The sequence below is a fragment of the Streptomyces tubbatahanensis genome (assembly GCF_022699385.1).
Classification (GTDB): Bacteria; Actinomycetota; Actinomycetes; order Streptomycetales; family Streptomycetaceae; genus Streptomyces; species Streptomyces diacarni.
In genome coordinates, this window is the sequence record NZ_CP093846.1 from 28514 (window position 1) to 51464 (window position 22951).

The 22951-nt window shown below is 70.0% G+C and carries 10 protein-coding genes and 2 pseudogenes; 2 read left to right on the forward strand and 10 right to left on the reverse strand.

From position 1 onward, the window contains the following. Window positions 1-47 precede the first annotated feature (47 nt). Window positions 48-1052: a GHMP family kinase ATP-binding protein gene (locus tag MMF93_RS00120; RefSeq protein WP_341483207.1), complete on the reverse strand. Its 1005-nt coding sequence runs from the start codon at window positions 1050-1052 to the stop codon at window positions 48-50. Next, window positions 1046-2608: an argininosuccinate lyase gene (locus MMF93_RS00125; RefSeq protein ID WP_242748389.1), complete on the reverse strand. Its 1563-nt coding sequence runs from the start codon at window positions 2606-2608 to the stop codon at window positions 1046-1048. The genes MMF93_RS00120 and MMF93_RS00125 overlap by 7 nt, the downstream gene beginning before the upstream one ends. A 308-nt stretch (window positions 2609-2916) precedes the next feature. On the opposite strand from MMF93_RS00125, the gene MMF93_RS00130 reads away from it, so the two are divergent. Then, complete coding sequence (locus MMF93_RS00130) at window positions 2917-4488, forward strand: sensor histidine kinase (protein WP_242748391.1); 1572 nt, start codon at window positions 2917-2919, stop codon at window positions 4486-4488. Here the strand turns inward: MMF93_RS00130 and MMF93_RS00135 are convergent. The 6 genes and pseudogenes from MMF93_RS00135 to MMF93_RS33585 all read right to left on the reverse strand — a co-directional run. Beyond that, window positions 4428-11729 carry an amino acid adenylation domain-containing protein gene (locus MMF93_RS00135; RefSeq protein WP_242748393.1) on the reverse strand — a complete coding sequence of 2434 codons (7302 nt, stop codon included), beginning with the start codon at window positions 11727-11729 and terminating at the stop codon, window positions 4428-4430. The genes MMF93_RS00130 and MMF93_RS00135 overlap by 61 nt on opposite strands. After that, window positions 11726-19327 (reverse strand): non-ribosomal peptide synthetase, encoded by a 7602-nt coding sequence (locus tag MMF93_RS00140; RefSeq protein WP_274709409.1) that lies wholly within the window; start codon window positions 19325-19327, stop codon window positions 11726-11728. Before MMF93_RS00140 ends, MMF93_RS00135 begins: the two co-directional genes overlap by 4 nt. Then, window positions 19231-19635, reverse strand: a complete 405-nt coding sequence (locus MMF93_RS33270) for a condensation domain-containing protein (RefSeq protein WP_274709410.1) — start codon at window positions 19633-19635, stop codon at window positions 19231-19233. Before MMF93_RS33270 ends, MMF93_RS00140 begins: the two co-directional genes overlap by 97 nt. Then, window positions 19569-20474 (reverse strand): AMP-binding enzyme, encoded by a 906-nt coding sequence (locus tag MMF93_RS00150; protein WP_341483209.1) that lies wholly within the window; start codon window positions 20472-20474, stop codon window positions 19569-19571. The genes MMF93_RS33270 and MMF93_RS00150 overlap by 67 nt, the downstream gene beginning before the upstream one ends. A gap of 72 nt (window positions 20475-20546) precedes the next feature. Then, window positions 20547-21304: pseudogene (locus tag MMF93_RS00155) on the reverse strand (AMP-binding protein). A 19-nt stretch (window positions 21305-21323) separates the two neighbouring features. Continuing rightward, a pseudogene (locus MMF93_RS33585) lies at window positions 21324-21470 on the reverse strand (hypothetical protein); the annotation flags it as partial. 10 nt (window positions 21471-21480) lie between these two features. On the opposite strand from MMF93_RS33585, the gene MMF93_RS00160 reads away from it, so the two are divergent. Then, complete coding sequence (locus MMF93_RS00160; protein ID WP_242748395.1) at window positions 21481-21642, forward strand: hypothetical protein; 162 nt, start codon at window positions 21481-21483, stop codon at window positions 21640-21642. Between the two features lie 65 nt (window positions 21643-21707). On the opposite strand, the gene MMF93_RS33590 is transcribed toward MMF93_RS00160, so the two are convergent. Both MMF93_RS33590 and MMF93_RS33595 read right to left on the reverse strand, forming a co-directional pair. Continuing rightward, window positions 21708-22061 (reverse strand): condensation domain-containing protein, encoded by a 354-nt coding sequence (locus tag MMF93_RS33590; protein ID WP_423835327.1) that lies wholly within the window; start codon window positions 22059-22061, stop codon window positions 21708-21710. Then, window positions 21958-22926, reverse strand: a complete 969-nt coding sequence (locus MMF93_RS33595) for a condensation domain-containing protein (RefSeq protein WP_423835568.1) — start codon at window positions 22924-22926, stop codon at window positions 21958-21960. Before MMF93_RS33595 ends, MMF93_RS33590 begins: the two co-directional genes overlap by 104 nt. Window positions 22927-22951: the final 25 nt, after the last annotated feature.

Below are 22951 nucleotides of genomic sequence, written 5' to 3' on the forward strand. Positions count from 1 at the left end.
AAGCCCCCTGTTCGTTATGGGTGGTTCCTGATGCCGGGTCCCGGTGGTCACACGCTCCGTACGTCCCGCGCGCCCTGGGTGTCCTGCCCGCCCTGTGCGTCGAGGGCGTTCCGTGTGCGCTGCGCGTTCCGCGCGTTCTGCGCCGGGTCCGTCCGGAAACTCAGCGTCGTGTAGGTGGTCACGTTCCGGGCGAGGGCGACGCACCCTCGGGAAGCCCGCACGACCTTGCGCGCCCAGTGCGGGTCGGCGCGGTCGAGGAGCACACCGAGCGACGTGCCGCTGTGTGCGATCACTACGCCGAGGCCGCCGACCTCCTCGCACAGCTCGATCATCCGGTGGAATGTCCGCTTGGGGCGCAGCGCCTGATTCAGCTGGGCACTGCGGGTGGCCACGGCGCCGACCTCGGCGAGGTCGTCTTCGGCCACCGCGGCGGTCAGGCGGGTGAGCAGCCGCTCGTACTCGCGCCGGTCGGCGGCGGAGAACGGCTTGGGCAGCCGGTTGAAAGCGACGGTGTCCACGACGCCGCCCTCGTCGACACCGACCACGGACATGGGGCGCAGCGTCCCGAGTCTCCGGCGCAGCTCCACCCGGCGGTGGTCGTAGGCGACGATGCCGTCGTAGAGCACGCCGTCGGTGGGTTCGATACGGCGCAGGTACGACTCGACGCGGCTCGGCGGCAGGCCGAGGCCCAGCGCGTTGTCCACGGCCCGCGCCGTGGCCACCAGGTCGGCCGACGAGCTGGCGAACCCCTTGCCCTCCGGGAGGGTGCTGTCCAAGACGAGCACTCCTCCGGTGGGCCCCGGACCGTCCGCGAGGATCATCGACACCAGGCGCCTTGCCTTGCTCTTGTGCGCGGGTACGACGCGCAGCGAGTGCGCGGTGGGATCGCTGCGGAAGGTCGCCACGCTCCAGCGGGCGATGGGCAGTGTCACCAGGAAGTCGTCGCCGCCCGGCAGCACGCCCTGGAGCAGTTCGCCGAAGGTACCGAAGGCGGTGCTGACGCCGGTCATGCCCCGGTAGGGCAGCCGGGCGTCGTCCAGTCCGCTCAGCAAGACGCCCTCGTCCCGGCCAGGTGGGCGAGGGTCTCGTCCAGCTCCCGCGCGCCCCGGCGCATCCGCGCCTCGCGGGCCAGGCGGCGCCCCTCGAAACGGCCCAGCTCGGCCGCGTGCGCCGCGCAGAGGCGGCGGACCTCCTCCGGGGCGGTGGAGCCGGTGCTCCGCTTGGCACCTGTGGCGCCGGGCACGTCGAAGGCGGTGCGCAACAGGTCGTCGGCGTCGGCGACGGTGTGGCCCGCCTCCTCGGCCAGGCGCCGCAGGAGTCCGGGGTCGGGCGCGGCGGGGCTCAACCCCGCCGCGGTGGCGGCGACGACGTAGCGGCCGGCGAGGACCTGGGCGGCCCGCCAGGGGATGCGGGCCCGCAGCGTCAGCAGGTTGGCCAGGGTGAAGCCGCCGAAGTGCTCGGACCGGCAGGCTTCCAGCGTGCGGTCGGCCTCGAAGGTGAGCCGGTCCACGACGGCGGTGAAGAGCCGCAGCACCGACAGGGCGGTGTCGAACGCCGCGGGCACCTGGGCCGAGGCCTCCTTGGAGATTTCCACGGAGTTGGTGTACGGAGTGGACCGCTGGGCGGCGGCGATACCGAGGTGTGCGGCGGTCAGGTGGGCTGTGCGGGCCCGGATGCGTTCGAGTACCGGGAAGTTCTTCTTCTGCGGCATGGCGGAGGAGATGCCCGACCATTCGTCGGGCAGGTCGATGAAGCCGTGCCCGGCACCGCCCCAGGTCATCAGGTCGGTGGCGAACCTGCTCAGAGACGTGCCCAGCAGGGAGAGTTCGGCCGTGGCCTCCAGCGCCCAGTCGCGCTGGGCGACGGCTCGCAGGGCGTGCTCGCTGACGTGGTCGAAGCCGAGCAGCCGCGCCATCCGGTCGCGGTCCCAGGCCAGTTCCTGGCCGGCCATGGCCCCGGCCCCCAGCGGGCAGGCGGCGCTGCGGTCCACGGCGTCGATCCGGCGCAGCGCGTGCAGTACCTGCTCGGTGAGCGCGGACAGATAGAACGCGGGGCTGATGATCTGCGCGGGCTGGGCGTGGGTATAGCCGGGGAGCAGCACCGTCTCGTGACGGTGTGCTGCCTCCAGCGCGGACCTGCCGAAGGCGATGAGCGCCGCTTCGACCTCCAGGAGCCGGGCTCTGCCGTAGCACGCCTGGGCGGTGGCCTGCAGGTCGTTGCGGCTGCGGTCGACGTGCCAGGCGGGCGGCAGCTCGGGGATCCGGGTGGTCACGGTCCGCTCGATGGCGAAGGCGATGTCGCTCATGGTCTCGGCGGCGACGGCACCCACCACGGCCGGGTCGGCCGCCGCGTCCAGCTCGGTGTCGAGGGCGGTCACTTCGCCGGTGGTGAGGACGCCCATGCGGTGGTATTCGGCGAGCAGCACCTTCTCGGCGCGGATGTAGTGCGGCAACAGGTTGTCCAGCTCGTGGCGGAGCTGGGGTTCGAGTACCTCGCTGCGCAACAGCGGGTGCGGGCCTGCGGAAATGCGTCCGGTGAGTGCACTCTCCCCCGGGCCGCCGGCCGGATCCTCGACCGGGCTGCCGAACGGGCTGTCGAACGGTGCCACCACTGGTCCCCACTCACATGAATCGGACTGCCTGGATCGGATCTCCGCCCCGGTCCGGCACCGGTCGCGGTGCCTGCGGCCGTGCAGTGGGCCGGGTCTGCGGATCGGGCGACGCGCTCGCCGATCAACGGTGCCAGTGCGGTACGACAGGTGTCAACGAGCTGTATCCGTGCCGGAAAGTCCCTCGTCACAGCGGTTTTCGGGCTGGCGTCCCGCCCAGGGCCTTTGGGTAGTCTCGGCGCGTGATATGGCGAACCGGCAAGGCCGGAACAGGCGGGAGTTCCCGGTTTCCGGTACCTTCCGTCACGGTGGGCCCGACGTTCTGGGACACGGCACTGTGGCTGCTGCTCTCCGGCATCGGGCTCCTGTGGTTCCTGCACAACGACACCGCTGCCTCCCCGCTCCGGGACCTGGTGCTGCCCACAGCGGTCCTCGCGGGCGCGGTGCCGGGCAGCCGCGCAAGCCCCGGGGCCGCAGTGCTGGCGGCCAACGGCCTGTGCGCGCTCGGCCTGGCGAACGAGACCACTCCGGCCACGCCCTCGCTGCTGACGCTCGCGGTGATGAGCTACCTCATGGGTTCGAGGGCAACGACGACGCGCACCTCGCTGCTGGTGTTCGGCGCCTCCATGGTGGTCGATCTGGCACTGTGCGCGGCGGTGGGGGTTCCGCTCGTCTGGTGGTTCTACGTGCTGACGATGGTTCCGCTGGCGCTGCTACCGCCCTGGCTCGCGGGCCGCTACCGCAGGGCGCGGGCCGCGCTGGTGCGCGGCGGCTGGGAGCGGGCGGTGAGCCTGGAGCAGCGGCAGCGCTTCGTGGCGGAACAGGCCAGGCTGCGGGAGCGCACGCGGATCGCGGCCGACATGCACGACTCGCTCGGACACGAGCTGAGCATGATCGCGCTGCGTGCGGGTGCCCTCGAGCTGGAACCCGCGCTGCCGGACCGGCACCGCGCCGACCTCACCGAGCTGCGCGCGGCGGTGTCGGGCGCGGTGGACAACCTGCGGGACACGATCGGGGTGCTGCGGGACGCCGAGCCAGTGCCCACGGCATCGGCCACCGAGTCGGTGGAGGAGCTGGTGCGCCGGGCCGTCACCTCCGGCGTCGAGGTGACGCTCCAGCAGGAGGGCACGGTGCCCGTTCTGGCCCCGCTGGCGGACCGGGCGGTGTACCGCGTGGTCCAGGAGTCGCTGACCAACGCCACCAAGCACGCTCCGGGCACCGCGGTGCAGGTCGCCGTCCGGCACGGCAGTGACACCAGCGAGGTACGGGTGACCAACTCGGCGCCGCCCGCCGGGGTGCGGCCGGCGGGGGAGCGGCCAATGCCGGGTAACCGGGGCCTGGCGGGGCTACGGGAGCGGGTCGCGGTGATCGGGGGGGCGCTGCGCGCCGGCCCGCACCGGGGCGGGTTCGAGGTGGTGGCGACGGTCCCGCACAGGGTGATCGCCGACCGGCCGCAGAGTGCGCAGATGCCTTCGCCCAAGGCGGGCTCGGAGTCGACTCAGCAGCTCGCGGTGGCGCGGCGCCGGGCCCGGCTGCGGTTCGCCGCCGCGTTCCTGGTGCCGGGTGCGCTCGTACTCACCGTGCTCCCTGCGGCGGCCCTGCTCGCCTACCAGCTCAGCACCTGTGTGCTGCGGCCCGCCGTCTACGAGTCGCTGCGCGTCGGCGAGAAGCGTGCCGCGGTGGAACAGCGTCTGCCGGAGCGTCAGTTCAGGTACCCGTCGGACGAGATGCGGGCGGCGCCCGCACCGGCAGGAGCCTCCTGCGCGTTCTACCGTTCCAACAGCAATCTCCTGGACGAGGTGGACGTGTACCGACTGTGCTACTCCGACTCCCGGCTCGTCGCCAAGGACGTGCTGTCGGGCCGCCCGGAGGGCTCCTGAACCGCATCCTGGGGCGCGGTGCCCCCGGACGACTGGTCCCCGGAGGGCGGTCGGCCGGTGCCCGCCGCGAGCCGTTCGGCCAGCGACCGGCCGATGGTGGCGACGTGAGCGGGGACAGTCAGCATCTGCTCGTGCTCGGCGGCCACCGGCAGGTCCTCGATCGTGCCGCTGACGAAGGGGCGCCATACCGTGGCGTCCAACTGGCCGCCATGGGCCTGGGGCGCGTGCGCGGCCGAGAACATCAGCATGTCCCCGCGGAAGCGGCCGGGCCGGTGGGTGGCGAGCAGCCTGCTGTGATGGATCCACACGTCCTTCATGGCCAGGAGGGTGTGGTCGCCGACCGCCGCGAGCGGGTGCTGCCGCTCCCGCAGGAACCCCAGGTACCGGGCCACGAGCCCGGCCCGGTCCTCGCGCAGCTCCGCTTCCTCGAAGGGGAACCGGGCGGCGGTGAGGTTGTCGACGAGGAGCTTGTCCTCCAGCTCGCGCAGGGTGCCTTCGAGTACCTCCTGCTCGGACACGTCGGTGGTGACGTTGGGGAAGGCGTCCACGAGAACAAGCAGTTCCACCTCCTCTCCGGTGCCTTGGAGCCGCACGGCCATCTCGTGGCCGAGGACGCCGCCGAAAGACCAGCCGAGCAGCCGGTAGGGGCCCGTCGGCTGGATGCCGCGGATCTGCTGGAGGTAGTCCTCCGCCATCTCCCCGACGTCGGCGGGCAGTGCCCCCGACCGGCTCAGCGCACGGGCCTGGAGTCCGTAGACGGGGATGTCGGGGTCAAGGTGATTGAGGAGGCCGGAGTAGCACCAGGAGACACCGCCGCCGGGGTGCAGGCAGAAGAGCGGACGGCCATCTCCCCGGGTGCGGAGCGGCAGCAGCGGGGCGAACGAGTCACGCGTGCCGCGGCTGTCCACGGTGCGGGCGAGGTCGGCCGGGGTGGGCGACTCGAACAGATCGCGGACGCTCAGCTCGGCGCCGAGCTGTTCGGCCGCCTGTGTGATGACCCTGGTGACGAGGAGCGAGTGGCCGCCCAGCCGGAAAAAGTCGTCGTCGGGTGCGACGTGGTCGCGGCCCAGGGTCTCCGCGAAAAGCGCGCAGAGCCGCTTCTCGGCCTCGGTGGCCGCCGACCGCGCCGGCGGTGCGGCGACGTCCGCACTGAGCAGGGCGCGTCGGTCGAGCTTGCCGTTGCGGGTCAGCGGGAGTTCGTCGACGACGGCGAACGTGGCGGGGACGAGGTGGTCGGGCAGGGACTGCAGCGCACGGGCCCGCAGTCCACGCGGGTCCGGCGCGGCGCCGGGCACGGGGGTCACGAAAGCGGCCAGCGAGGTGCTGTCGCGGGCGACCACCGCCGCGGCGGCCACTGCGGGGTCCTCCCGCAGGACCGCGGCCACCTCTCCCGGCTCGACCCGGAAGCCGCGGACCTTCACCTGATCGTCCAGCCTGCCGAGGTGATGAAGCCGGCCGTCGGCGGCACGGCGCACCAGGTCGCCCGTCCGGTACATGCGCTCGCCGGGGGCGCCCTCCGGACAGGCCACGAAGCGCTCCGCGGTGAGCGCGGCCCTGCCGCGGTAGCCGCGGGCGAGGGCCGCTCCGGACACGTACAGCTCCCCCGGTACGCCCGGTGGTACAGGCCGCAGGTGCCGGTCGAGCACGTGCGCGCGGACGTTGGGCAGGGGGGTCCCGATGGCGGGCGCGTTCGTCCAGCGCTCGGGGTCGGCGGGCAGCGTCGTGGCCGTCACCACGTGGGTCTCCGTCGGACCGTAGTGGTTGTGCAGTCGTGGCCGCCGGGCGGACGCCGACCAGTGGTCCTGGATCGCCCCGGCCGTCAGCAGGGCCTCACCGGCTTGCGCGACGTGCCGCAGGGCAGGCAGGTCCTCGCCCGAGCGCAGGGCGGCAGCGCTCACTGCCTCGAGGACGAGAGTGGGGGCGAACAGCTCGTTGACCTGCGTGTCCTTCAGCCAGGTGAGCAGGGCGGCAGGGTCCCGGCGGACGTCTTCGGGACAAATCGCGAGGGTTTTGCCGAAGAGCAGCGCTGACAGGATCTCCTGAGCGCTGACGTCGAAGCCAGTAGCGGTGAACTGCGCGGTGACGGTACTGGTGCCGGCTCCGTCGGTGGCCGGGAAGGCCCGGTGGTGCCAGTGCAGCAGGTTCCGCAACGCGCCGACGGTCATCTCGACGGCCTTGGGCTCCCCTGTGGAGCCCGAGGTGTACATCACGTAGGCGAGGTGCTGGGGAAGCTGCGGTCCCCCTCGGTCCTCGTCCGTGACCGAGTCCCGGGACAACTCGGCGAGACCCGCGCCGTCGCCGTCGAGCTGGTCGAGCAGAAGGGTGTGCTCGTGCCGGGGAAGCCGCTGGGCGGCCTTGGTGGTGGTGAGCAGCAGCGTCGGTCGGGCGTCCCGCAGGAGGAAGGCCAGACGGGCCGGGGGGAGTTCCGGGTCCAGGGGCAGGTAGGCGGCGCCTGTCTTGAGGACGGCAAGAAGCCCACGGATGAAGTCTGGACCCCGTGGCGCGGCGAGGGCGACGACCTTGTCCGGTCCGGCGCCGCGCGCGAGCAGGGCCCTGGCCAGGCTGGTGCTGCGCGCATCCAGCTCGGCGTAGCCGAGCGTGCCGCCCTCGTGCACGACGGCCGGGCGCTCTCCGCTTCGCCGCGCCTGCGCGTGGAACAACTCCGGTAGAGAAGTGGAGGGCACTTCGCGTGTGGTGTCGTTCCAGGTGCGTATCGCCGCCAGTTCGGCGGGGAGGGTGCTGCGGGTGGCGCCCGCGGTGAGGGTCGGGTCGCCGACGACCTGGCCGATGAGTGCCACCAGACGCTCGGTCATCAGCTGGGCGGTCCCGGCGTCGAACTGGGCCGTGTCGTACTCCAGGGTTCCGCTGAGCCCATTCGGTTCGCCTTCTTTGGTGCGGAGTTCGGCGAAGGAGAACAGCAGGGCGAACTTCGCCGTGGCCGTACCTGCGGCCTGCGGCCTGACCGTCAGGTCAGCGGCGTCCGTGGTCCCTATATCGCCTGGGCCACCGGTGTTGTTGAGGGTGAGCATGACCTGGAAGAGGGGGTGGCGGGACAGCGACCGCTCCGGATTAAGGATCTCCACCAGCCGCTCGAAGGGCACGTCCTGATGCGCGTACGCCTCCAGATCCGTCTCCCGCACCCGCCCCACCAACTCACGGAACGTCGGATCACCCGACACATCCGTCCGCAACACCAACGTGTTGATGAACAACCCCACCAGATCATCCACCGCATCATCCCCACGCCCGGCAACCGGCGTACCAATCGGCACATCCTCCCCCGCCCCCGACCGCGACAACAACAACACCAACGCCGCCTGCAACACCATGAACACACTCGACCGCGACTCCCGCGCCAGCCGAACCACGCCCGCATGCACCTCGGCAGGCACCGTGAACACGACACGCTCACCCCGGTGAGAAGCAGCCGCAGGACGGGGCCGATCCACGGGCAGCACGATCTCAGCCGGCAGGTCGGCCAGCTGCTCCCTCCAGTACGCGACCTGACGCGCGACCAGACTCTCCGGATCGTCCTCCGCACCCAGCAACTCCCGTTGCCACAACGCATAATCCGCATACTGCACCGGCAGCGCCGACCATTGCGGGACCTCACCCGCGCACCGGGCCCGATAGGCCGACACGAGATCGCTGACGAAGGGCCGCAGCGACCAGGCATCCGTGGCGATGTGGTGGACGAGCAGCAGTAGGACGTGCTCATCGGGGCCCAGCTCGAACAGGGTCGCACGGACCGGGACGTCGGTGGCGAGGTCGAACGCGTACCGCGCGGCTTGCTCAAGCCGCCCGGACAGCTCCTCATCTCCCTTCACCTGCTCCAACGCCCAGGAGACTTCCGCATCCGCGTCGAGTACGACCTGATACCCGCCCTCGGTATCTTCGGCGAAGACCGTACGCAGGCTCTCGTGCCGCGCCACCACATCACCGAGCGCCGCCCGCAACGCCTCCCGGTCCAGCGAACCGCTCAACCGCAACGCCATCGGCACGTTGTAGGTGGGGCTCGGGCCCTCCAACTGGTGCAGGAACCACAAACGCTCCTGGCCGAAGGAGAGCGGAAGGCGCGCGGGACGCACCCCGGCAACGACACGCTTGCGGCCACCGTCCGCCCCGTCCAGGACCCGGTCCAACGCGGCGACGGTGGGCGCTTCGAACAACTCCCGCACCGACAGCTCCGCGTCCAGCACCGACCGCACCCGGCCGACCAAACGCGTCGCCAGCAGCGAGTGACCACCCAAGTCGAAGAAACTGTCGTCGATGCCGACCCGGGAGACGCCCAGCACCTCGGCGAACAGACCGCACAGGATCTCCTCACGCGGCGACCGCGGACCACGCCCCGCAACCACTTCGGCTGCCGGCTCCGGCAACGCCCGACGATCCACCTTCCCGTTGAGAGTGAGCGGAATGTCCTCCACGACAAGCAGGGCAGGGATCATGTACTCAGGCAGGCGGCGCCCCACTTCGGCACGCACCGCAGCCAGATCCAACGCCACACCCTCCTCAGGCACCACTCCCGCGATCAGCCGTCCGTCACCACCCGCACCCGCACGCGCCGTTGCTGCCGCCTGCGCGACCCCCGCGCATTGCGTGAGCGCGGCCTCCACCTCACCCAGCTCAATACGGAAACCCCGCACCTTCACCTGATCATCCACACGCCCCACAAACTCCAACGCACCATCCCCACGCCACCGCACCACATCCCCCGTGCGATACATCCGCGAGCCCCCACCCACGCCAGAACCCCCGCCCACGAACGGGCAGGCCACGAACCGCTCCGCCGTCAACCCCGCACGACCCCAATACCCACGCGCCACACCCACACCCGCCACATACAACTCACCCTCCACACCCACCGGAACAGGCCGCAGGAAAGAGTCGAGAACGAACACCGACGTATTCGCCAACGGCCCCCCAATCGACACATCGGGCCCGGTGATCGGCGCGGTGGTGGCGTAGATGCTGGCTTCGGTGGGGCCGTAACCGTTCCATACGGAGGCGAGGGAGCCCACGAGGGTCTGTGCCATCGCGTCGGAGAACGCTTCACCACCCAGCATGCCGTGTACGTGCTGGAGCCGGCCGTCGGCGACCGCCAGCATCTCGCGCCACAACGACGGCGTCGCCTGCACCACCGACACCCCCGACGACACCACCAACTCCACCAACCGCCCCGCATCACCCACCACACCACCAGACGCCATCACCACACACCCACCACCAGTCAACGGACCAAACAACTCCACCACCGCAATATCAAACGCAAACGTCGTCAACGCCAACACACGCCCCACACCCACCACACCACGCAACGCACCCAACACATTCACCACACCACCCTGCGACACCACCACACCCTTCGGCCGACCCGTCGAACCCGACGTATACACCACATACGCAGCCCGCCCAGGATCCTCAGCAACCCCCAACACCAACCGCCCCGACGACAACCCCGCCAACTCCCCCAACACCACCGGATCATCCAACAACACCACCGGAACACCACCAGGAACCACCACCCCAGCCCCCGACACCGACACCACCACAGCCGGAGCACAGTCCCCCACCACAAACGCCACCCGCTCCACCGGATACGACGGATCCACCGGCACATACACACCCCCCACCTTCAACACCGCCAACAACGCCACCACCACATCCACCCCACGAGGCAAAGCCACCACCACACGCGACTCCACCCCCACACCACGCCCCCTCAACAACCACGCCAACCGATTCGCCCGCGCATCCAACTCCCCATACGAAAGCGACACCCCACCACACACCACAGCCTCAGCCCCAGGAACCCGCCCCACCTGCTCCTCAAACAACCCCACAACCGACACATCCGGAAGGGCGAGGTGTTCGCCATGGTGGGCGGCGGTGATCTGTCGCTCGGCTGGGTCCCGCACGTCGATGCGGCCCACCGGTGTCCCGCTCTCGTGGATGAGGGCGCGCAGTGCCCGCAGCAGTTGTTCGCCAAGGGCGCGAACCAAGTCGCTGTGGACGGTGTCCTCTCGGTATTCGAGGCGCAGCCCCAGGCGCTGACCGGGGTGGACGAGCAGGGTCAGCGGATAATGTGTCGCATCACGGCCGCGCGTGTTCGTGATGCGCAGTTCCTCCGCGGTGCCGGATTCACCGACGGTGCCGCGCGGCGCGGCCGGGTAGTTCTCGTACACCAACAGCGTGTCGAACAGCGGACTGGTAGCGGGCAGGCCGCTGAGCTGTCCGATGGAGGGCAGGTCCAGGTGGTGGTGGGGCATCAGGCGGATCTGCTCCCGCTGGATGCGGGTGACGAGGTCGCCGAGGCGCTCGGCGGGCCGCAGCCTGACGCGTACCGGAACCGTGTTGATGAACAGCCCCACCATGGCTTCCACGCCTTCGATGTCCGCCGGGCGCCCGGACACCGTCGTCCCGAAAACGATGTCGTCCTTGCCGGTGAACTGGGCCAGGACGAGAGCCCACGCCGTCTGGACGAGGGTGCTCGTGGTGACACCGAGGTCGCGGGCGGCCGGGGCGAGGGCCGCGGTGCTGTCGGCGTCCAGCTCCAGCTCCAGTTCTTCGGGTAGCTGGGGGGCGGGAGCCTTCGGTGCGGCCGGGGCGATCAGGGACGGTTCGTCGAAGCCCGCCATGGTCTCGGCCCATGCCGCCCGGTCGGCGGAGCGGTCCCGTCGGGAGAGCCATTCCAAGTGGTCGCGGGGTGAGCGCACTCTGGGCAGAGCGGAGGCGTCGCCGCCGGTGGCGTACAGCCGGATCAGATCGCGCATCACGATCGGCAGCGACCAGCCGTCGAGCAGCAGGTGGTGGTTGGACATCACGAAGACGTGCCGGTCGGCTGACGTGTGAATGCACAGGAACCGGATCAGGGGCGGGGACTCCAGGTCGAAGCTCTCGTAGCGGTCCGTGTGCAGGAGGTTCTCCAGACGGGCCGTGCGCTCCGGTTCGGGGAGCTCCGTCAGATCGTGCTCGGCCCAGGGCAGCCGCACCTCACGCGGGATCAGCTGAACCGGCCTGCTCAGCCCCTCGTGCCGGAAAGCGGCTCGCAGGCTGGGGTGGCGTTCGAGCAGGGCCCGTGCCGCCGCTTTGAGCGACGGTACGGACAGCTCGCCGGTCAGCTCGACGACGAGCTGCACGGCGTACACGTCCGGGGCGTCACCGCCGTAGAGCCGGTGGAAGAGCATGCCCTCCTGCATCGGGGAGAGCGGCAGGATGTCCTGCAAGCGGGACTTGTTCACAGGTTCCTCCACTCGGCCTCAAGGGCGTCGATCTCGGTCTGGCTCAGGCCCCCACCCAGCAGGTCCGAGGGGGTGCGACCGCCCGCGTCCGGCGCGGCGGCGTGGTCGGCGAGTGCTTCCAGCGCGGTGAACCAGGCCCGGGCCAGCTCCTCCATGCGGTGCCGTGCGAAGAGTCCGGACGCCCAGGTCCACACGGCCACGAGGTGGGGGCCGCTGTCGTCCTCGCGCACCATGATGTTCAGGTCGATGGCGTGCGGCAGCGGGATACGCGGATCGTCCGTGCCACCGAGGTTGCCGGCGCCGCTGAGGCCGCCAAGGCCGCCGGTCCGGTTCGGACCGCGGCCGCCTGGGTGGGCCGAGCCCCGGCTTCGGCCGAGGTTGTTGAAGCCGATCTGCGGTGTGGGCAGCGCCGCGAGCACTTCGCGGGTGTCGGGGTTGAGGTGGCGCAGGAGCCCGTAGCCGAACCCGTCGCCGGGCACCGACCTGAGCTGTTCCTTGACGGCCTTGAGCGCCTGCCCGGCCTCCTGGCCTGCGGCCAGGGCGCCGTCGATGTCGATGCCCTCGAGGTCCAGACGCACCGGGTGGATGTCGGTGAACCAGCCGACGGTGGTCGCCAGGTCGGCGCCCGGAAGCAGCTCCTCGTGGCGGCCATGTGTCTCGACGTCCACGAGCAGCTCCATGCCGGTGCCGTTTCCGGTACCGGTGCCGGTGTCCGTTCCGCGCCAGCGGGCCACGGCGAGTGCCAGTGCGGTGAGCAGCACGTCATCGACACCCGCGTGGAAGGCGGCGGGGACGGTGGAGAGGACTCGCTGCGCGATGTCGGGCGGCAGCGTCAGGCTGAGGTTCTGCGCGGTGCCGCCCACATCGCGGCCGCGGTCCAGGGGACGGCTGCCGAGCGGGTGGTCGGGGCCGGAGAGCAGCCGGGCCCAGCCGTCGGTCTCCGCCGTGCGCTCGGGGCTGCGCGCCATGGCGTACATGGCGCGGACCCAGCTTCGCAGCGAGGTGCCGACGGGGCGCGGCTCGGGGGCGCGGCCCTCACTGAGCGCGTTCCAGGTGTCGGTGAGTTCGGGCAGGAGGATGCGCCAGGACACCTCGTCGACCGCGAAATGGTGGATGACGAGCAGGACGAACCCGGGCTCCGTGGCGCCACGGTCAAACCACACCACGTCGACGAGGCGTCCGGCCCGGGGGTCGAGCCGGGACCTCGCGGCATCGGCCTCGACCGCGACACGCGTTGAGATGCCATCCAGGGTGCCGGTCAGGGCGACGCGACGCACCACCGACGTGATGTCCACGGTGTGCGGGTCCTGCACCTCCAGGGCCGGTTCGGCGCTGTCGCCGACGAGCCGCAGGCGCAGCGCTTCATGCCGCCGGACGACCGCGGTGACCGTGGCCACGAGCGTGCCGAGTTCGCTGCCTGGAGGGATTTCCACCAGCCGGGACTGTGCGAACCGCTCGACGGGTCCGCCGAGTTCCGTGAACCGTCGCAGCACCGCGGTCGGCGGCAGCGGGCCGCCGTCGCCGTCATCACCGGTGTGATCCTCGGCCTTCAGGACCCGGGAGCGGGCCGACCCAGCGATTGCGGCGGGTGTCTGGTGGGTGAACACGTCACGCGGGCTGATGTCGAGCCCGGCGGCGCGGGCGCGGCCGACGAACTGGATGGAGGTGATGCTGTCGCCCCCGAGGTCGAAGAAGCGATCGTCGGGGCCGGCTGATTCGAGGCCGAGCACCTGGGCGAAGATCTCGCACAGGAGCTGTTCGCGACGGTCACGCGGGACGGCCCTCGTGATGTGCCGCGGCCGGGGCAGCTTGGCGCGGTCCACCTTGCCGTTCGGGGAGAGCGGCAGCTCGTCCAGGGCGACGAAGGCCGAGGGCACGGCGTGACCCGGCAGGGTGGCGGCCGTGAACTCGCGCAGCGCCTCGGTGTCCAGGACTGTGCCGGGTTCCGGAACCGCGTAGCCGACCAGCCTGCGTCGACCGGGCTGGTCTTCGCGGACGGCGGCCGCGGCCTGCACGACACCGGGGCAGCGCAGGAGCACCGACTCGACCTCGCCCAGCTCGATCCGGAAGCCGCCGAATTTCACCTGGTCGTCGCGGCGTCCGGCGAACTCCAGGGTGCCGTCGGCGCGCCACCGCGCGAGGTCGCCCGTGTCGTACATGCGCGCACCGGGACCAGCGGAGAGGCCGTCGCAGGTGTCGGCGAACAGGTCGGCGAAGGGGTCGGCGACGAACCGCTGGGCGGTCAGGCCCGGCGCCCCGTGATAGCCGCGAGCGAGTCCGGTCCCGGCGATCCAGAGCTGCCCGACTGTGCCCGGGGGCACCGGGCGCAGCCGGTCGTCCAGCACGTAGACCCGCTTGTTGTGGAACGGTGCGCCGATGGGCACAGAACCGGCTGCCTGGTGCGGGTCGCAGCGTCCCGCCGTGGCCGCGACAGTCGTCTCGGTGGGCCCGTAGCCGTTGAACAAACGGTGCCGTACGGACCACCGCCGCGCGGTGGCCGGTGGGCAGGTGTCTCCGGTGACGGTGACGACCAGCCCGGCCGGCAGCTCCTCCTCGGTCAGGCTGGCGACGACTGCGGGCGGCAAGGTCATGTGCGTGACGCCGGAGACGGTGACGAATCGGGTGAGGTCCTCGCCCAGCGCCTGATCGGCGGGTGCCAGGACGAGGGTGGAGCCGGACAGGAGCGCCCCGAACACGTCCCACAGGGAGGCGTCGAAGCTCGTGGACGCCATCTGGAGGACGCGGCTGCCGGGCCCGAGGCCCCAACGGTCGATGGCGGTGGACACCATGCTCGGCAGGCCGCCATGCGGGATGACCACGCCCTTGGGACGCCCGGTGGACCCAGAGGTGTAAATGACGTACGCCGAGCTGTCCGGGCCGGTTTCCGTCGGCGGAGCCTGGCGGGCGGGCCCCGGCCCCGTCGTGAGCGCGTCGGCCGTCTCCGGTGCGTCCATGATCAGCAGGGGCGCGTCCGTCGACCCGAGTCGCTCGCACAGCCCCTCGGAGGTGATGACCAGTTCCGGCGCGCTGTCCTGGAGCATGAACCGGATACGTTCGTCCGGGTAACCGGGGTCCAGGGGCATGAACGCGCCGCCCGCCTTGAGGACCGCCAGCAAAGCCACCACCCATGACTCGGAGCGCTCCAAGGCGATGCCGACGAACGTCTCCGGGCCGACGCCACGGTCGGTGAGCAGCCGGGCCAGCCGCGCCGCTCGCCGGTCGAGGTCGGCGTAGGTCAGCGTGGTGGCGCCGAAGGCCACGGCCGGGTCGTCAGGAGCGGCGGCCACGCAAGCGTCGAACATGGCAGTCACCGTGGTGGCCGTGACCGGGCGTGCGGTGTCGTTCCAGCCCCGTATGACGTCGTGGCGCTCGGCGGGTGTCAGGACATCGTATGTGTGCAGTCGGCCGTCGGGTGCGGCGGTGAGTGTTTTGAGGAGGCGGACGAGACGCTCGGCGAGCGCGACACATGTGTGCTCGTCAAACAGGTCGGTGTGGTACTCCAGAACCCCGTGCAGCCCGCGTGGTCCGGCGGCCGGGAGTCCGTCGCCGTCATGGGGGCCGTCCGCTGCTCCGCGCAGTTCAGCGAAGGCGAAGGTGAGGTCGGTCTTGGCCACGCCCGTGGCCACCGAGTGCGGTTGGACGGTGAGTCCAGGCAACTCTTGGACCGGGTCGGCGTCTGCAGCGGCGTCGATGTTGTTGAGGGTGAGCATGACCTGGAAGAGGGGGTGGCGGGACAGCGATCGCTCCGGATTAAGGATCTCCACCAGCCGCTCGAAGGGCACGTCCTGATGCGCGTACGCCTCCAGATCCGTCTCCCGCACCCGCCCCACCAACTCACGGAACGTCGGATCACCCGACACATCCGTCCGCAACACCAACGTGTTGATGAACAACCCCACCAGATCATCCACCGCATCATCCCCACGCCCGGCAACCGGCGTACCAATCGGAACATCCTCCCCCGCCCCCGACCGCGACAACAACAACACCAACGCCGCCTGCAACACCATGAACACACTCGACCGCGACTCCCGCGCCAGCCGAACCACACCCGCATGCACCTCGGCAGGCACCGTGAACACGACACGCTCACCCCGGTGAGAAGCAGCCGCAGGACGGGGCCGATCCACGGGCAGCACGATCTCAGCCGGCAGGTCGGCCAGCTGCTCCCTCCAGTACGCGACCTGACGCGCGACCAGACTCTCCGGATCGTCCTCCGCACCCAGCAACTCCCGCTGCCACAACGCATAATCCGCATACTGCACCGGCAGCGCCGACCATCGCGGGCCACCATCGCCGGTCATCCGCGCCTCGTACGCGGCGACGAGGTCGCGCACGAGTGGGCGCACCGACCAGCCGTCACAGGCGATGTGGTGCAGGAGCAACAGCAGTACATGCTCGTCGGGCGTCTGCTCGAAGAGCACGGCACGCAGAGGGACGTCCCGGCCCAGATCGAACGAGTGCCGCGCGGCCTCGGCCAGCGCGTGCGCGGTCTCGGCTTCCGTGCAGGGGCGTACGACGAACTCGGGCACGGCAGTGCGCGGGTCGAGTAGGACTTGGTGTGCGCCCTCGGTATCTTCGGCGAAGACCGTACGCAGGCTCTCGTGCCGCGCCACCACATCACCGAGCGCCGCCCGCAACGCCTCCCGGTCCAACGAACCGCTCAACCGCAACGCCATCGGCACGTTGTAGGTGGGGCTCGGGCCCTCCAACTGGTGCAGGAACCACAAACGCTCCTGGCCGAAGGAGAGCGGAAGGCGCGCAGGACGGGCGCCTGCGACCACCGGTCTCCGACCGCTGCTCGCGGCATCGAGCACATGGCTCAGTGCGGCGACGGTGGGCGCCTCGAACAACTCCCGCACCGACAGCTCCGCGTCCAGCACCGACCGCACCCGGCCCACCAGACGCGTCGCCAGCAGCGAGTGACCACCCAAGCCGAAGAAACTGTCGTCGATACCGACCCGGGAGACGCCCAGCACCTCGGCGAACAGACCGCACAGGATCTCCTCACGCGGCGACCGCGGACCACGCCCCGCAACCACTTCGGCTGCCGGCTCCGGCAACGCCCGACGATCCACCTTCCCGTTCGGCGTCAACGGGATCCGATCCACAACGACCAAGGCCGGGACCATATAAGTGGGCAGACGGCGTCCCACCGCGGCACGCACCGCAGCCAGATCCAGCACCACACCCTCGCCCGGCAGCACAGCCGCCAACAGACGCTGCTCGCCTGCCTCGTCCACCCGGACTGTTGCTGCCGCCTGCGCGACCCCCGCGCATTGCGTGAGCGCGGCCTCCACCTCACCCAGCTCAATACGGAAACCCCGCACCTTCACCTGATCATCCACACGCCCCACAAACTCCAACGAACCATCCCCACGCCACCGCACCACATCCCCCGTGCGATACATCCGCGAGCCCCCACCCACGCCAGAACCCCCGCCCACGAACGGGCAGGCCACGAACCGCTCCGCCGTCAACCCCGCACGACCCCAATACCCACGCGCCACACCCACACCCGCCACATACAACTCACCCTCCACACCCACCGGAACAGGCCGCAGGAAAGAGTCGAGAACGAACACCGACGTATTCGCCAACGGCCCCCCGATCGACACCCCACCCTCAGCCGACACCACACCCCGTGTCGACCACACCGTCGTCTCCGTCGGCCCATACACATGCACCACACAACCCGACACCCCCACCGCACCCACCAAACCCCGCGCCACCTCACCCGGCAACACCTCACCCCCCACCAACACCCGCACACCCCGAAGCCGATCCCCCGCCACCGCCAGCATCTCGCGCCACAACGACGGCGTCGCCTGCACCACCGACACCCCCGACGACACCACCAACTCCACCAACCGCCCCGCATCACCCACCACACCACCAGACGCCATCACCACACACCCACCACCAGTCAACGGACCAAACAACTCCACCACCGCAATATCAAACGCAAACGTCGTCAACGCCAACACACGCCCCACACCCACCACACCACGCAACGCACCCAACACATTCACCACACCACCCTGCGACACCACCACACCCTTCGGCCGACCCGTCGAACCCGACGTATACACCACATACGCAGCCCGCCCAGGATCCTCAGCAACCCCCAACACCAACCGCCCCGACGACAACCCCGCCAACTCCCCCAACACCACCGGATCATCCAACAACACCACCGGAACACCACCAGGAACCACCACCCCAGCCCCCGACACCGACACCACCACAGCCGGAGCACAGTCCCCCACCACAAACGCCACCCGCTCCACCGGATACGACGGATCCACCGGCACATACACACCCCCCACCTTCAACACCGCCAACAACGCCACCACCACATCCACCCCACGAGGCAAAGCCACCACCACACGCGACTCCACCCCCACACCACGCCCCCTCAACAACCACGCCAACCGATTCGCCCGCGCATCCAACTCCCCATACGAAAGCGACACCCCACCACACACCACAGCCTCAGCCCCAGGAACCCGCCCCACCTGCTCCTCAAACAACCCCACAACCGACACACCAGCCACCCCCACCGACGTCTCATTCCACTCCTCCACCACCCGACGCCGCTCCCCCGGCACCAACACATCCACCCCACCCACCGGAACATCCGGCGACCCCACCACCACACCCAACAACCACACCAACCGCTCCACCAACAACTCCGCAGAACCCCGCTCAAACACATCCACCGCATACGTCAACACACCACGAAGCCCCAACACAGAATCCGGTGAGAAGGCGAAGGAGAGGTCCACCTTTGCGCTCTCGGTCACCAAGTTCACGGGCTCGACAGTCAGGTCGGGGAGCGCGGGCAGGGCAGTGTCCTGGTCCGTCGAGATGCTGTGCAACGTGAGCATGACCTGGAAGAGGGGGTGGCGGGACAGCGACCGCTCCGGATTAAGGATCTCCACCAGCCGCTCGAAGGGCACGTCCTGATGCGCGTACGCCTCCAGATCCGTCTCCCGCACCCGCCCCACCAACTCACGGAACGTCGGATCACCCGACACATCCGTCCGCAACACCAACGTGTTGATGAACAACCCCACCAGATCATCCACCGCATCATCCCCACGCCCGGCAACCGGCGTACCAATCGGCACATCCTCCCCCGCCCCCGACCGCGACAACAACAACACCAACGCCGCCTGCAACACCATGAACACACTCGACCGCGACTCCCGCGCCAGCCCCGAGACACGCTCCACCAGCTCAGCCGGCACCGTAAAGTCCACCCGACCACCGCGGTAGCTCGCTGTCTTCGGACGCATCCGGTCCCGTGGCAATGTCACCTCGGCAGGCAACCCCGCGAGCTGCTCCGTCCAGTAAGCGACCTGCGCCGAGGCCAGACTCTCCGGGTTCTCTTCCGAGCCCAGCAGCTCCCGCTGCCACACCGCATAATCCGCGTACTGCACAGGCAGCTCCGGCCACCCCGGCAGACCACCGGCCAGCCGTGCCTCGTACGCGGCACTCACGTCACGCACCAACGGCCGCAACGACCAGCCGTCCGTGGCGATGTGGTGCCACAGAAGAAGCAGGACGTGCTCGTCCGGACCCAGCTTGAACAAGGTGGCACGGACCGGGACCTCGCCGTGAGGTCGAACGCGTACCTAGCGGTCTCCGCGAGTCGCTCCGGCAGCTCTTCCTCCCCGACCCGGTCCACACCCCAGGGCACGCGGACGTCGTCGGCGTCGAGCACGACCTGACACGCGCCCGCCGCGTCCTCGGCGAACACGGTACGCAGGCTCTCGTGCCGCGCCACCACATCACCGAGCGCCGCCCGCAACGCCTCCCGGTCCAACGAACCGCTCAACCGCAACGCCATCGGCACGTTGTAGGTGGGGCTCGGGCCCTCCAACTGGTGCAGGAACCACAAACGCTCCTGGCCGAAGGAAAGCGGAAGGCGCGCGGGACGGGCACCCGCGACCACCGGCACGCGGCCACCGCTCGCAGCGTCCAGCACTCGGTCCAGGCCGGCGACGGTCGGCGCCTCGAACAGCTGCCGCCCGACAACTCCGCGTCCAGCAGGGACCGCACACGACCCACCAGACGAGTCGCCAACAGCGAATGACCACCCAGATCAAAAAAGCTGTCGTCGATGCCCACCTGAGGCACACCCAACACCTCGGCGAACAGACCGCACAGGATCTCCTCGCGCGACGACCGCGGACCGCGCCACGCCACCGTTTCGGACACCGGCTCGGGCAACGCCTTACGGTCCACCTTGCCGTTCACGGTCAGCGGGATACGGTCCAGGACCACGATCACCGACGGGACCATGGGGTCCGGCACTGCCTGAGCGCATTCGGCGCGCACGGCCGCGGGCTCCGGCCTCTGGCCCGCTTCGGCGGTGACATAGGCGACGAGACGACGGTTGCCGGGCACGTCCTCTCGCACCACCGCGACCGCCCGGGCCACCCCGGCGCACCCGGCCAGCGCAGCCTCCACCTCGCCCGGCTCGATGCGGAACCCCCGCACCTTCACCTGGTCATCTGCCCGTCCAACGAACTCAAGCGAGCCGTCCTCGCGCCATCGCACCACATCGCCAGTGCGATACATCCGCATACCCGCTGCGGCGAAGGGGCAGGCCACGAAGCGTTCCGCTGTCAGCCCCGCACGCCCGAGATACCCACGGGCCAGTTGCGTGCCCGCGACGTACAGCTCACCGGAGACGCCCACCGGAACAGGCCGCAGCCCGGCGTCGAGCACGAACACTGGACGTGTTCGCCACCGGCCTGCCGATGGGGGCCGGGCGACCCGAGCCATCGTTTTCGCAGTGCCAGTAGGTCACATCCACCGAGGTCTCGGTGGGTCCGTAGAGGTTGTGCAGTTCGGCGCCGATCGTGGCGTGGAACAGCTGCTCGTGGCCGGCGGCAGGGCCTCGCCGCTGCACACCACCCGCTTCAGCGCCGTACAGCCGACAGCGGTGGGTTCGCGCAGGAAGGCGTCCAGCATGGAGGGCACGAAGTGCGCGGTCGTGATGCGCGCGGACTGGATGAGCCAGGACAGGTAGACCGGATCCCGGTGGCCTTCCGGGCGGGCGAGTACCAGCGTCGCGCCGTACAGCAAGGGCCAGAAGAACTCCCAGACCGATACGTCGAAGCTCACCGGGGTCTTCTGGAGGACCCGGTCCTGCGAAGTGAGGTGGTAGGCGTCTTGCATCCACTGCAGCCGGTTGACGATAGCTTGATGCGGAACCAGTACGCCCTTCGGCCGGCCGGTGGAACCCGAGTGTAGATCACGTAGGCGGCATGGCGCGGGGACACCGGGACGAGGGGCGGCTGCTCGCCGGGAAGCGACTCCAACTGCCCTCGCACGGCGAGGTCGTCGACCACGACGACGGGCACCGAACCGGCGGCACCGGTCACAAGCGCCTTCGTATCCTGGGTGGTGAGCACGGCGGCGGGTACCGCGTCGTCGAGCATGAATGCGATGCGTTCGGCCGGGTACTCGGGGTCCAGCGGCACATACGCGCCGCCCGCCTTGAGTACGGCCAACAAGGCTACGACCCAGGTCCACTGACCGGGGAATCGCCACAGCGACACGGCTTTCGGTCCCGGTGCCCAGAGATGCGAGCAGATGTGCCAGGCGGTTGGCGCGCGTATCGATTTCCCCGTACGTCAGTGCGGCACCCGCGTATTCCACAGCGAAGGCATCGGGGGTCCTGGCCACCCGCTCCTCGAACAGCTCCGACAAAGATGCCTCTGGCATCGCCGCGCCGGTGGGAGTTCCACGCCTGAAGGACCTGTCGCCGCTCGCCAGGCAGCAGCACGTCGACCGGTCTGCCGGAACGTCCGGCGACTCCACCGCGACGTCCAACAACCGCACCAGGCGCTCCGCGAGACGCTCGGCGGACTTCCAGTCGAACAACTCGGTGCTGTAGTCCAGCACACCCTGCAAACCCTGCGGCAGCACCGTTGTCGTCCCGGTACTCGCCCAGGTGGAAGTTCAGGTCGTGGCCCACCGATCCCGTGTCGACGGGGTGCAGGGCCACGTCGATCCCGCCGCGCCCCACCCGCTTCGAGGCGGGCGCGGCCTCGGCGTGTTGACGGTGAGCATCACTTGGAAAAGGGGGTGGCGGGAGAGGGACCGCTCCGGGCTCAGGATCTCCACCAGCCGCTCGAAGGGCACGTCCTGATGCGCGTACGCCTCCAGATCCGTCTCCCGCACCCGCCCCACCAACTCACGGAACGTCGGATCACCCGACACATCCGTCCGCAACACCAAGTTGTTGATGAACAGACCCACCATGCCCTCCACGGCGTCCTCCCCGCGCCCGGACACCGGTGTGCCGATCGGCACGTCCTCCCCGGCGCCCACCGCGACAACAGCAGCGCCAGCGCAGCCTGGAGCACGGAGAAGATGGTGGCGTTGTTTCTGATCGCGAAAGCCTGGGCCTTGGCGTGGGTGTCTGCGGGCACGGTGAACGAGACGCGGCCACCCCTGTGGGAGGGGGCCGCAGGGCGGGGCCGTCAGTGGGCAGCGCGATCTCGGCCGGCAGTTCGGTGAGCTGCTCCGTCCAGTGGCCGATCTGGCGCGCGGCGAGGCTGTCCGGGTCGTCCTCGTTGCCGAGGAGCTGCCGTTGCCACACCGCGTAGTCGGCGTACTGCACGGGCAGCGCCGACCACTGCGGGGCGACGCCGTGCACCCGTGCCTCGTACGCTGTGACGAGATCCCGGCGGAGGGGCTCCACCGACTGGCCGTCACAGGCAATGTGGTGCAGGAGCAAGAGCAGTACATGCTCGTCATCGGACGTCTGTTCGAAGAATGTGGCGCGGATGGGAATCTCGGTGGCGAGGTCGAATCCGTACCGGGCGGCACGCTCCAGACGCCCGCGCAGCTCCTCCCCCGCCGTCACCTTCTCCACGTTCCAAGGCACGCGGGCGTCGTCGCCGTCGAGTAGGACTTGGTGTGCGCCATCGGTGTCCTCGGTGTAGACGGTGCGCAGGATCTCGTGGCGTTCCACGACATCGTGGAGGCCGCGCGCATGGCGTCGTGGTCGAGGCGACCGGCAAGGTGGAGCGCCAGGGGACGTTGTAGGTGGCGCTGGGGCCCTCCAACTGGTGCAGGAACCACAGACGTTGCTGGCCGAAGGAGAGCGGAAGGCGCGCGGGACGGGCGCCTGCGACCACCGGTCTCCGACCGCTGCTCGCGGCATCGAGCACATGGCTCAGTGCGGCGACGGTGGGCGC